Here is a 13,107-nt window from a genome sequence, read left to right on the forward strand (position 1 = left end):
CAATCGATTATTCACAATGTGTATAAGAAAAGGTGTGAACCATGTAAATTTCATGTGTTTTAATGATACATACCCGTCGTGAGCATAAAAAATGCATGTTGTTGTCTAGAAAGTTCTGCCCACTTATTTATTTATGTTGATAACATGTTGATTAGTAGTTCTCCCACTATCATTGCCCACATCGCATTCACATAAAACCAATTTCCTCAAAGAAAAAACACGACAACCTCATCTAACTAATTCAATATCCACAATTTAAAAAAGCACTTCCCTTATTCGGAAAGTGCTTTTTCGATTACTGAAGTAAATTCAGGAATTGTTTCGTGCGCTCTTCTTTTGGATGTGTAAACATATCGATTGGTTTACTACGTTCGATTATTTTACCTTGGTCCATAAATATGATCTCATCGGCAACATCCTTGGCAAATCGCATTTCATGCGTCACAACGACCATGGTAATGCCTTCACCCGCTAAATCTTTCATCACTTGCAATACTTCTCCTACAAGTTCTGGATCTAGTGCAGATGTTGGCTCATCAAACAACATCACTTTCGGTTCTAACGCAAGTGCTCTTGCAATCCCTACGCGTTGTTGTTGACCTCCCGATAATTGATGGGGATAGAAATCAAATTTATCTCCCAGTCCAACCTTATTTAATAATTGTTCAGCTTTTTTACGTGCCTCGACTTTCGATATCTTCTTCACGATCATGGGACCTTCCATGACATTTTGAAGTACCGTCATATGTGGGAATAAATTATAATGTTGAAAAACCATTGCTGACTTTCTTCTAAACAAATCAATTTCTTTTTTATGAACCGTATTCGAGAAATCGGTTGTTTGACCATCAATCGTGATACTCCCGGAAGTGGGTACTTCCAATATATTCATGCATCTAAGTAACGTCGTTTTTCCGGAACCCGACGGACCGATTACCGTGATGACTTGACCTTTATTTATTTGCAGGTCAATGCCTTTCAATACTTCAAGATTGCCGAACTGTTTGTGTAATCCATTTATTGATATCATCATTTACTCCTTTCATTATCCATTCAATTGAATTTATCTCGATACATAGCGATCGAATCGACGTTCCAATCGACCTTGGACAAGCGAAAGTAGGAAACAGATAATCCAATATAGAATCGCTACTTCAGTATAAAGTAGTAAAACCTCATAATTAAATGCAGCAATTTCTTGTGCTCTTCTAAACATCTCGGTTACTAGAATAGCAGACGCCAAAGATGTGTCTTTCACTAACCCGATAAAAGTATTCGATAGAGGTGGGATCGACACACGTGTAGCTTGTGGCAAAATCACGCGACGTAAAGTTTGGGAATACGACATCCCGATCATTTGAGCCGCTTCCCATTGTCCTTTAGGAATCGATAAGATTGCTGCACGAATCACTTCAGAAGCATATGCTCCAACATTTAATGAAAAACCGATAACAGCAGCCGGGAATGGATCAATCACGATTCCGACTGACCCTAAACCGTAAAATAAAATAAATAACTGAACCAATAATGGAGTCCCACGAATTGCAGATACGTAGAAACGAGCAATCCATTGAAGCGGTTTAATGGTCGAGATTCTAGCCAATGCGGTAAGGATGGCTAATGTTAATCCCAATACGAATGTAATCAAAGTTAATGGAAGCGTATATACAACAGCACCCTCCAGCAAAGGCAGGAGGGATGACTGTGCGATATCTAGATAACGCTGCATTTTATCAGGGTCGTAGGAAAAATTATTCCAAAACATTTTCGCCGAACCATTTGTCTGAAATCTTATCATACGTACCGTCTTCAATCATTTCATTTAGAGCTTTATTGACCGCTTCCACTAATGTTTCATTTCCTTTACGGAACATCAGACCACTTTGTGCTGCATCTTCAGCTTCAGCCACGACTTGAATCTTCGCATCTGGTTTTTGTTTTTGGAAATCCAAAACAGTTAGTTTATCATTGATGGTAACATCGACACGTTTTGAGTTCAACAACTCAATCGCTTGGATAAATCCGTCTACACCTACTATTTCCGCACCATTAGATTGAGCCATTTTCCCATAGTTACTTGTTAAAGATTGAGCCGATTTCAAACCTTTGATATCTTCAAACCCTTTTACCTCTGTATTATCCGCATGTGTAACTAACACTGCTGAAGAAGAGATGTAAGGTTCAGAAAAATCATATTTTTCTTGGCGTTCGGGTTTAATTCCCACTTGATTCGCAATCATATCAAAACGTTTTGAATCAAGACCAGGGAACATCGCATCCCATTGTGTTTCCATAAACTTCGCTTTAACGCCTAAACGTGACGCAATTTCTTCGGAAATTTCTACGTCAAAACCAGTTAATTTCCCTGACTCATCGTGGAATGTAAATGGTGCATACGTTCCTTCTGTTCCAACTAATAACTCACCGTTTTCTTTTATGATGGCAAGTTGGTCTTCACTCGTATTTTTAGATCCATTATGATTTTCATTGCCTTCTTCATTTCCTTTATCTTTACCACCACATGCAGCTAAAACAAGAACAGCGGTAATCATTATTAATAGCAAATAGCTAATTTTTTTCATTTAGTTTTCCTCCTAATTCAGATAAACTTACTTGGCATTATCCATCTTATAGCATGCAAAACGGTTAAGTCAAAATAAATATCTCAAAGTATTAATACCCGAATTATTAAGAATTATCACATTTTTTTATAAATAACTTTGCAAAATAATAATAGAAGGAAACCATGATTTTTCACTATAAAGCTATGTTTAATTTCATCGCTGATTTTTACTTATTTATAAACATGGTGAAAAACAGCGGAGGATCGACGCTCGCCTGTGGAAAGCGGAGTTGTTTTGAGGAATATCCACAGTAGGATGTAACATGCCTGCTGTAAAAATCTATCTTCACCTTTAACAAAAAAATGAAAAAAGAATGAATTTTTCAATTAATATCGATATACTTATTATTAGTTCGATATCCGTAATAAAGGGGAGAGATGAAAATGGTTAAGAGTTTACCAGCACGTTCAGAAGTCACTATAGAAGAAACGTGGAATTTACAAGATTTATTTGTTTCTGAAGAAAGCTATCAAGCAGCCATTGTTGAGATTGAAAAAGATGTGGACGCATTCGTCAACCAGTTCCAAGGCAACATTACAGACGTATCATCTGCCGAAGAATCGTTAAAATCGTATGCTGCGATTTACGAAAAATTTGTACCAATTGGCGCTTATGCTAGCCTTTCTCATAGCACGGATCAAACGAACAGCGATGCACAAATGCGTTCAGCTAAATTCGGTTCTGTCTCTGCAAATTTAAGCAGTAAACTATCATTCGTGGATAGTGAACTATTAGCGTTGCCTGTAGATGTTTTAGAGGGTGCGATGAACAACTCAAGTGAATTCGGTCATTACTTGGAAAAATTAATTCGTCGTAAACCACATCAACTAAGTCCCGAGGTAGAAAAGACATTAGCAGCCTACTCTTCAGCCTTCAACGGTCCTTACGAGTTGTACAATACAACAAAGATGGTAGACCTGTCTTTTGAAGATTTTGAAGTGAACGGCAAGACCTACCCATTAAGTTATGTACTATTTGAAGGTGAATGGGAATCCGAGACTGATAAAGACGTACGTCGTGCTGCATTCCAGGCATTCTCAAACCAATTAAAAAAATACCAACACACTACGGCAAAAGCCTATGATATGAATTTACAAATCGAAAAAACTACTTCTGACCTTCGAGGCTATGACACTATATTCGATTCGTTATTATTTGGACAAGAAGTCGATCGTTCATTGTTTAATCGTCAAATTGATTTAATTATGAGTGAACTGGCACCACATATGCGCAAATATGCAAAACTTCTACAAGACGTTCATGGCTTGGAAGAAATGACTTTTGCAGACTTAAAAATTCCATTAGATCCATCGTACGAACCAACAGTTACAATCGAAGAATCGAAAAAGTACATGAACGATGCACTGGCAATTATGGGTGACGACTATTTGGATATGGTCAACCGTTCATTTGATGAGCGTTGGATTGATTTCGCTCAAAATGCAGGCAAGTCAACAGGAGCATTTTGTTCAAGCCCTTACGGTGCCCATCCTTATATTCTCATTTCATGGTCTAGCAAAATGAACGAGGTCTTTGTGCTTGCACATGAACTTGGTCATGCCGGTCATTTCTATAATGCTCATAAAAAGCAAAACGTCTTCAATTCACGTCCGTCACTATACTTTATTGAAGCACCATCAACCATGAATGAAATGCTGATGGCGAACCATTTGCTTGAAAATTCAGATGATCCGAAATTCAAGCGTTGGGTGATTTCATCAATTGTTGCTCGCACTTACTACCATAACTTTGTAACGCATTTACTTGAAGCGGCGTACCAACGCAAAGTTTATGATCGAGTTGATGCAGGTCAAAACGTCAATGCCGGTATTTTGAATGAAATCAAACGTGGCGTATTGGAAGAATTCTGGGGTGATGCAGTTGAGATTACTCCAGGAGCAGAGCTTACTTGGATGCGTCAACCTCACTACTATTTAGGTTTATATCCATATACGTACAGTGCGGGTTTAACAATTTCAACACAAGTATCAAAACGTATTTTAAAAGAAGGCGAACCAGCTGTCGCTGAGTGGCTAGAAGTTCTTCAAGCGGGTGGCACGAAGTCACCTGTTGAACTTGCTCAAATGGCAGGCGTTGATATCACAACTGAACAACCTCTTCGCGACACCATTGCCTACATTGGTGAGTTAATCGATGAACTAGTGAAACTAACAGCAGAAATTGAAGCTGTACCAGCAAAATAGAACAAAACAAAAACGAACCCGAGTCATGTTGACTATCGGGTTCGTTTTCATTTTTTCACTCTCTCGTTAATGGAATAGAAGGTTCTTTATCTTCATAGAGGCAAACTTTCTCCCGAAACAGATTGGGCCTTTGCTTAAAAAAGGTAAACAAGAAACAGCCAGCGATTACGATCAAACTACCAATCCCTTGGATCCACGTCATTCTCTCATCCAACAACAAATATGCGAGTATGGCCGTGAAGATTGGATTAAAGTTCAAGAAAATCCCGGAAGACGTTGCCCCTATCTTTTGAACCCCTATGTTCCATAACAGCATACAAATCACAGTCGAAACTACACCCGTATACACAATGGATTGCACAAACGAAGCATTTAAATTGGTGATGGTAAAATCATTTAGATTGAAAGGAATCAACAGGACGACCCCAAAAACACCGGAATATAAAGTTGCCATTAATGGCGTCGTATATTTCATCGCCCATCTACTGCAAACCGAATATAATCCCCAAATACAGACGGCTAACACCATCAACAAGTCACCTCTATTGAAACCGATCGAAGTCAACATGCCAATATGTCCTTTTGACAGAACTAACAACACGCCTGTAAAAGAAAGTACCATCGAAGCTAATTGAAAAGCATTCACTTTCTCTCTTAAAAACAGGAACGAAAAAAAGGCAATTGAAAACATATTCAACGTTGAAATTAACCCAACATTCGTAGCTGTCGTGAAATCCAACGCAAGAAATTGAAATAGATTAAACAAAACAACACCAGTAACCCCCATGAATAGTAATGGGATAATGGCTTTTGTAGAAGGAAGTAAACGTTTCTCTTTCCACCAGACAATCGGAATGAGACAAACAACCGCAATCAACCATCTCAAGGTTGTTAACGTCACGGGTGATGCATGATCCACTAATGATTTTCCTACCACAAAGTTTCCACCCCATAACAAGCTCGTTACTAGTAATAATAGATAATAAAAATAAGGCATCTCAAGTCACCCCTTTACTGCAATGGAATAATTTTAGCATCAATAAGGGATTTACTATATAACATTCGGTGTATCTCCTTGATTTCAAAACAATCGAAAGAATATAATAGAAATAATTCAGTTCATTCTGTTTCACGTTAATTGAAACAGTCAGTTTGGAATAAAAAGTGAAAGGGTTGATTCATATGGAAACACTGATTAGTAAAGTGCTCGATCCCGTAGACATTCAAATTCTTGATATCCTACAAAAAACAGCGAACATCAGCAATGCGGAACTTGGACGACGTGTTAACCTATCCCCTCCCGCTACACATGCCCGCATTAAACGTTTGGAAACCGAAGGCTATATCAACCGACAAGTTGCCATCCTCAACCAAGAGAAACTCGGATTTGACTTGCTGTGTTTTATCTTCATCAATACTGACATTCATCAGGCTGAACAACTTGAAGTCTTGGAACAAAACTTGGAAGCCATGACTGAAGTGTTGGAATGCCATTGCCTAACAGGTGAATTTGATTATCTATTGAAAGTAGCCAACAAAGATCGTCGTGAATTGGAAGAGTTCATTCGCAAACTCAACAAACTCGGTATCTCACGCATCCAAACAAGTCTTGTGTTGCGCGAGATCAAGCAATCAACTGTCTTGCCGATTTTATAAACTTCTTCCCATTTACATTGCTCATGCGGCGAGCCCCATATCTACGGTAAAAAACATGATATTGCAAAATTCCAAATACATTGTGATACTAATATATATTAGTTGACTTTAGCGAGGTGATTCGATGAACGGTTGCATACATTGTGGAATTTCATTCGATTTCTATGAGGAAGGATTTTTATTCATTGAATCCAATCAAGTTCAGGAACAGAGTACGGATGAGTACCAAATAATAAATGACCATTTAGCTTATATGGCCTATTCTTCATTGGAAAAGGTAGCAGTTGAATTGACTCGCCTGAGGCATATCAGTGATATGAAAATGGGACTATCACGTACAAATCGGGCGGAAAGATTAATCGAACTTGAAACATTCAAATTACGGTTTGAAGAAAAAGAGACCGTCAATTTCATACAACATGGACGATTAGTCAGCCATTTACAACCGATCATTTCTTTGAACTCGAAAGAAGTGTATGCCTATGAATCATTACTAAGGGCGAAAGATCCAGCTAAATCGATATCACCTGGCAAGTTATTCGAAGTAGCAACTAAAACGGGACTGCACTCCCTACTCGATCAACGTGCTCGTGAAGAAGCAATTAAAGCTCGTGAAGGAAAAATCCCAAATGGTACGAAGAGCTTCATTAATTTCCTCCCTTCCACCATCTATAATCCCGATTTTTGCTTACAGCACACTTTTAAAATCGTGGAAAAGAATAACGTGAATCCTGAAGACTTGGTCTTTGAAGTGGTTGAAACTGAAAAAGTCACCGACGTGCAGCATTTGAAGAGTGTCCTGGACCGTTATAAAAAAGAAGGAATGAAAGTAGCCCTTGACGATGTAGGCTCTGGATTCTCGACCCTTGATATGTTTGAGTTACTCAGACCGGATTATCTAAAAATCGACCGTACTTATATCACCAACTGTGACCAAGATCAAACCAAACAAGATTTCCTGAAAGAAGCCAATGACCGTGCGCATGCACTTGGCATTATTACACTTGCGGAAGGGATCGAACGAATTGAAGAGGCTCAAGTCTGTGAAAGTTTGGGCTATGATTTAGGCCAAGGATATTTATTTGGCAAACCTTCCGAAATTCCACTACGAGGTTAGTTTTTAACAATACATAAAAATGGAAGGGAGGCTCCCGATGAGCGAACATATGAAACCAAAAATACACTATGCCTGGATTGTATTGTTACTAGTATTTATCGCCTTACTTTCATCTCAAGGTGTGCGTCTATCATTCGGAGCATTTATCACACCTTGGGAAGAAGATTTCGACACAAGTCGCAGCGTCATTTCTCTCGTTGCTTTTATCAGCTATATAGTCTTTGCCATTTCACAACCGTTCGTTGGTAAATTAGTCGATACATATGGAATAAGAGCAATTTTTACCGTCAGTAGTTTAATCATCGGTATTTCAATGATCTTGACCTTCTTTGTTACTGCACCTTGGCAACTCATGATTTTGTATGGCATCATTGCCTCCATCGGCTTTGGCGGATCGTCCAATGTCGTAGGTTCAATCGCGATTGCGAACTGGTTTACCAAGAAAAAAGGCTTTGCGCTTGGTCTGATGTCAGCTGGTACTGCAGCTGGCCAGTTACTCCTAGTTCCACTTGCGCTTCTATTGAATGATCAATTCGGTTGGAAAACGACCGTTTTAATATTGGGCGCATTTCTAACGTTTATTATCTCACCACTTGTCTATTTCTTTATTCGTACATATCCATCTCAAAAAGGCATTGGTGCTTATGGAGATGCGGAAGCAGTAGTCACCGATCCATCTTCTCAACCCAAGAGCAGTCAAATATTATCGATTTTTCAACTTCTGAAGAAAAAGGAATTTCTTTTTCTCATGTTCCCGTTCTTTGTTTGCGGCATAACGACAACCGGTCTCATGGATACACATCTAATTCCATTTGCACAGTACTGTGGATTTTCTCCCACAGTGACTGGAACCGCCGTCAGTTTACTCGCTGGCTTCAATATTTTGGGTACCGTGTTATCCGGGTATTTAGCAGATCGTTGGAACAGTAAACATATTCTCACGTTTTTATACGGGTTTCGCGCGTTGACCATCATATTGTTACTCGTCATTGTAAACAATGTCTCGTTGTTTGGCTTTGTTATTTCGCAATCCCACTTACTTATTCTTTTCGCCATCAGTTTTGGCGTTGTCAATTTTGCAACAGTAGCACCAACCATTAAACTCGCGACCGATTATTTCAAAGAACTCTCTGCAGGTGCCGTGATTGGTTGGTTATTTTTGAGTCATCAGGTAGGATCTGCACTGGGGTCTTTAATTCCAGGCGTATTGTTTGAAGTGACAGGTGGTTATGGCATTTCGTTCATCGCTTCCATTTTGTTATTAATCATCTCTTCAGGCATGTGTATGTTATTGCCTTCTTCCAAACCTACAGTGACATCTTAACTTAAGGTTTTGTTAAAACTATATTATTGAATTTCGGTCGCAACGCACTTCTATGTTTCGAAACTAGCGTAGCGATGCAGAAGGACGGCTTCGGCTTCGGCTTCGATCAATGAAATAATGAATATCAACGACAAAATCCAACACAGCCTAACTAAGAAAAAACCGCTATCCATATGGGCAGCGGTTTTGTTATAGTTTCATGAATTCATTTTACCGGAATCCAGATCTCTGAAAAGTAATCAGGACCAGAAGGGTTCCCACTTGAATATACTTCCATCGACGGTGTAGTCGTATGTTCGAAACCACTGGACGGGAACCATTCCGAAAGGATTTTCTTCCACATATCTTGCATGGCATGCGGCATTGGCCCAATTACTTCAAATATTGCCCACTTTGCCGCTGGAATTTCCATTGTCATCAATCTCTCCGGTGCATTCCCTACAAACTCAGTCGCAATCCAATATTCTATGGCTGGTCCCTCTTCTGAAGGAACATCTACGCAAACCCCTAACACGCCCCGGATTTGGCCGGAGTTGATGTCAAACAACAAATCATCAATTCCATTTCCATTAACTTCATCCCACATTTTCGGAATACCTGCTAGGTTCTCTCCATTGACACACGAAAATTCCTGCTTTATCCCCGCAATTTGAAATCCGCCTCTTTCCATCATTCTTACTTTCATTGGATCTGCCCCTTTCAAATTCACCTGAATCACCAGGCGGTTATAAATTGTTAGTTCCCCGCTAAAACCTCTTGCTTCACTCGGGGTAATGCCATGCTGTCTACGAAATGCTTTTGTAAAAGCTTCAGGAGTTTCATAGCCATACTTGTAGGCAACGTCGATGATTTTTTGGTCAGATTTTGATAGCTCATGTGCCGCTAATGTCAGTCTTCTGCGTCGAATATACTCGCCAACACTACTATCAGTAAGCACTGTAAATAGTCGATGAAAATGAGATACCGATGTGTTTGCTTGTCTCGCGATTTCCTCAATCCGTATCGGTTCCAACAAATTCTCTTCTATAAAATCAATTGTCGCTTGCAATGACTCCATCCACCCCATATCGCTCACTCCCATAACCGATCATAAAGTCTTTTCTCTATCATAACCTGTTCTTTTATGCTTTGCGTAGACAGACACAAAAAAACCGCAATCCAGTTAGGAATAGCGGCTCGTTAGCAGGTGCATTTCGTGAAAAGTCTTGGTGATAACAAGAAAAGTCCCATGTATATCAAGAAAACTCATGCCTTTATCAAGGAATCAGAAATTTCTACCTTGCTTGTTGTCAATATCATGGATTAAATCATTCAATTTCTGTTCCTTTTTATTGTCATCCGATTGATTATTTTGTTGCAACTCTTTTTCATTAGCTTGCTGTTGATCATTTTCTTCCTGATGATTATCATGAAGCCGTTGATTCTGCCTCAACTCTTTCTCATTTGCTTCTTGCTGTTTTTGCCGTTTCTCTACTTCCGTATAATCTGGTTCAAATTCTGGAAACTGGTCTTTTCTTTCCATGTTCTCTACCTCCTCGAAAGATTTTTTGGTTCTTTCCGTAGTATTCCCTTCTGACAACTTTAAAAACGAGCTAAATAGAAAACAGAATAATGGTCCTATGAAAAATCGAAAACAAACTCAGCCTTTCGACTGAAAATTGCTTGAAAGTGCTTATATTCCCTTCGAAAGTGGTAAACTATTGTAGATTCATTATAATAAGGGGCTTGATATACATGAAAATATATGACGTTACAATTGTAGGCGCTGGGCCTACTGGATTATTCACGGCATTTTACGGTGGAATGCGACAAATGTCAGTGAAAATCGTGGAAAGTTTACCGAATGTCGGTGGTCAATTAACCGCACTATATCCTGAAAAATATATATACGACATTGCTGGATTTCCGAAAATACGGGCAAAAGATTTAGTCGATAACTTGTCTGAACAAGTCTCCATTTTTTCACCAACCATCATCACTGGGGAATCGGTAGTAGATTTAACTAGACTTGAGGACGGTACATGGCAGCTTACCACAGATGCGGACACTCATTTATCTAAATCTGTCATCTTCACAACTGGGAACGGTGCTTTTGAACCAAAACGACTAGAACATGCTGAAGCCACTAAGTACGAGGGTAGTCAACTTCATTACTTTGTTAATGATATGGGCACTTTTGCTGGAAAAGATGTTGTATTATTCGGCGGCGGAGATTCAGCAGTCGATTGGGCATTGATGCTTGAACCGGTGGCAAAATCGGTGACACTCGTTCATCGCAGAGACTCATTCCGAGCACACGAACATAGTATCGAGTTACTTCATCAATCTAACGTCATCATTAAGACACCTTACGTCGTCGATCATTTCGAACCAGAAGGTGATGCGTTTACGCATGTAGCGGTACGGAATTCTGATGGTCAAGTCGAACTACTTAAAGCTGATCACGTGATTGTTAACTACGGCTTCCGCTCTTCCATTGGTTCCATGAAAGATTGGGGAATGGAAATGGAAAGACATGCAATCGTGGTTAATTCCAAAATGGAAACTTCTCTACCTGGTGTCTATGCAGTGGGAGACAGTAATACGTACGAAGGTAAAGTAAAACTGATTGCTTGTGGATTTGGCGAGGCACCTATTGCCATTAATTCCGCTAAACATTTTGTGGATCCTGAAACCAAAAAGCACTTAAAACATTCTACCGATTTATTTTCTCATTAATACAGCAAAAAGGAGCGGAAAATTCTCCGCTCCTTTTTGTATTTATCATTACACTTGTACAGCACATAATTTTTCGCGTATTCTCGTGACGGGAGAAAAAAACAACTGAATAAGGGGACCGATTAAAATGGTCATTAACACTGTCCCGACTCCAATTGGACCACTCACGAAAAATGCGATGACCAAAACCGTTAGTTCCATGCTCATTTTTGATACCCACAAACTCTTCCCTGTTCGATATTGAATCGCCACCATTAAACTGTCCATCGGATTTCGAGCAAAGTTAGATTGAAGATAGCTAGCAATCCCAATGGCACAAATGACAATTCCTGCAATCATCATGAAAACCCGCATCGCAATAGCTGCACTCGTGAATTCCGAAAATACAACCAATAACCAAACATCCATAAATACACCAATAAGAAAAATGGTAATAATTGCTGAAAAATCAGGAATCCTTTTCATAATTAAGCCATTTAATAAAATCAATAAAATTCCAACAATAAAGATCCATGTGCCTACACTTAATCCTAATTTATCGGACAATCCCACATACATGGCATCCCATGCACCTGCCCCTAAATCAGCTATAATCATTAAACTAATTCCAAGTGACAAAAACGTCAAACCAATCAAATAAAACAACGCAATAATTACACGATTTTTCATGCTGGCTCCTTTTCTATGCAACTAAGATGTATTATCCCAACATCTTATCATGAAAACAAACTCATTCAACGATTTCTTAATTCACAAAAAATAGCCCTTCATGGTAGTTTATAAACGGGCTAGGTAGCCACCAGCTAATTAAATGAGGCAATTTTTTAGTTGGGATATCTCTAATGCACTTAATTTCTATAGTTAAAGATTTTCTTTATATTATTACAATCATTATGTTCGTCTTCGGAGTAAATATGGAAGATGAAAAAATTAATTGGGGCTGCCGGAGATGCTGGCAGCCTTTGCTGTGATAAGGAGAATGGGAAACTCTTTCCGGAAAAGGGGTGTTTCCTACCTGAAGGCCAATAATTCCTACGTGATCTCCCTTTTTTCCTACGTCATCCCCAATTATTCCTACGTGACCCACGATTATTACAACTGAGCCCTCGCTCAGTCAAAAAATGCTTAGTCCAGCCTTATTATGGTGAATTTTTTCAGTGGTCTCAACAAAGTGTTTGGGAGCAAATTAGATTCGTTTTCCACTACGCTACTGTTAAAGAAGCATGGCTATTTATTAGTTTTATTTCCATTCATTCTGATCTCTACCTCGTTCGCGAGGTCTTTCTAGCCGTTCATCACCCCTTTCTAGCCTTTCCCGCATGATTTTTCTACCCGTTCACCCAATTACTCCACAAAAAGACCGCTCAATACGAGACAGGCACTGAAAAAGCGCTTTCATTCTAAACCAACGAGCCTTTCCTCGAAAAAATCAAGGAAAGGCTCGTTGGTTATTTGTATATAGAA

General features: G+C 39.2%; 12 protein-coding genes. 5 read left to right on the top strand and 7 right to left on the bottom strand.

Features of this window, described 5'->3' with window-relative positions:
* Positions 1-295: 295 nt before the first annotated feature.
* From GY23_RS08100 to GY23_RS08110, 3 genes are read right to left on the bottom strand one after another with little or no spacing between them, the layout of a single operon-like run.
* Positions 296-1,030 (bottom strand): amino acid ABC transporter ATP-binding protein, encoded by a 735-nt coding sequence (locus GY23_RS08100; protein ID WP_075618706.1) that lies wholly within the window; start codon positions 1,028-1,030, stop codon positions 296-298.
* A gap of 33 nt (positions 1,031-1,063) precedes the next feature.
* Positions 1,064-1,765: an amino acid ABC transporter permease gene (locus tag GY23_RS08105; RefSeq protein ID WP_139311101.1), complete on the bottom strand. Its 702-nt coding sequence runs from the start codon at positions 1,763-1,765 to the stop codon at positions 1,064-1,066.
* Positions 1,752-2,582 (bottom strand): amino acid ABC transporter substrate-binding protein, encoded by an 831-nt coding sequence (locus GY23_RS08110; RefSeq protein ID WP_075618708.1) that lies wholly within the window; start codon positions 2,580-2,582, stop codon positions 1,752-1,754. The genes GY23_RS08105 and GY23_RS08110 overlap by 14 nt, the downstream gene beginning before the upstream one ends.
* Before the next feature lie 425 nt (positions 2,583-3,007).
* On the opposite strand from GY23_RS08110, the gene pepF reads away from it, so the two are divergent.
* The gene (pepF, locus tag GY23_RS08115; RefSeq protein WP_075618709.1) at positions 3,008-4,828 is read left to right on the top strand and encodes an oligoendopeptidase F; all 1,821 of its coding nucleotides are present in this window, start codon (positions 3,008-3,010) and stop codon (positions 4,826-4,828) included.
* A gap of 55 nt (positions 4,829-4,883) precedes the next feature.
* Here pepF and GY23_RS08120 read toward each other — a convergent pair whose 3' ends face one another.
* A complete protein-coding gene (locus GY23_RS08120; protein ID WP_075618710.1) occupies positions 4,884-5,825 on the bottom strand; it encodes a DMT family transporter in 942 nt (313 codons plus the stop codon).
* A 185-nt stretch (positions 5,826-6,010) separates the two neighbouring features.
* On the opposite strand from GY23_RS08120, the gene GY23_RS08125 reads away from it, so the two are divergent.
* The 3 genes from GY23_RS08125 (at position 6,011) to GY23_RS08135 (ending at position 8,925) form a co-directional block, all read left to right on the top strand.
* Positions 6,011-6,484, top strand: a complete 474-nt coding sequence (locus GY23_RS08125) for an Lrp/AsnC family transcriptional regulator (protein WP_075618711.1) — start codon at positions 6,011-6,013, stop codon at positions 6,482-6,484.
* A gap of 124 nt (positions 6,485-6,608) precedes the next feature.
* Positions 6,609-7,601, top strand: coding sequence for an EAL domain-containing protein (locus tag GY23_RS08130; RefSeq protein WP_075618712.1), 993 nt, complete (start codon positions 6,609-6,611; stop codon positions 7,599-7,601).
* A 37-nt stretch (positions 7,602-7,638) separates the two neighbouring features.
* A complete protein-coding gene (locus GY23_RS08135) occupies positions 7,639-8,925 on the top strand; it encodes an MFS transporter (protein WP_425434979.1) in 1,287 nt (428 codons plus the stop codon).
* Positions 8,926-9,130: 205 nt separating this feature from the next.
* Here GY23_RS08135 and GY23_RS08140 read toward each other — a convergent pair whose 3' ends face one another.
* Both GY23_RS08140 and GY23_RS08145 read right to left on the bottom strand, forming a co-directional pair.
* Positions 9,131-9,991, bottom strand: a complete 861-nt coding sequence (locus GY23_RS08140) for an AraC family transcriptional regulator (protein ID WP_075618713.1) — start codon at positions 9,989-9,991, stop codon at positions 9,131-9,133.
* 198 nt (positions 9,992-10,189) lie between these two features.
* Entirely contained in the window at positions 10,190-10,447 is a 258-nt protein-coding gene (locus GY23_RS08145; protein WP_075618714.1) for a hypothetical protein, read from the bottom strand.
* Positions 10,448-10,659: 212 nt separating this feature from the next.
* Between GY23_RS08145 and GY23_RS08150 the strand changes: the two genes are divergently transcribed.
* On the top strand, positions 10,660-11,643 hold the full coding sequence (locus GY23_RS08150) for an NAD(P)/FAD-dependent oxidoreductase (RefSeq protein WP_075618715.1): 984 nt from the start codon (positions 10,660-10,662) through the stop codon (positions 11,641-11,643).
* 48 nt (positions 11,644-11,691) lie between these two features.
* Here GY23_RS08150 and GY23_RS08155 read toward each other — a convergent pair whose 3' ends face one another.
* A complete protein-coding gene (locus tag GY23_RS08155) occupies positions 11,692-12,312 on the bottom strand; it encodes a YczE/YyaS/YitT family protein (RefSeq protein WP_075618716.1) in 621 nt (206 codons plus the stop codon).
* Between the last annotated feature and the right edge of the window lie 795 nt (positions 12,313-13,107).

The organism is Paenisporosarcina indica, from assembly GCF_001939075.1.
GTDB lineage: Bacteria > Bacillota > Bacilli > Bacillales_A > Planococcaceae > Paenisporosarcina > Paenisporosarcina indica.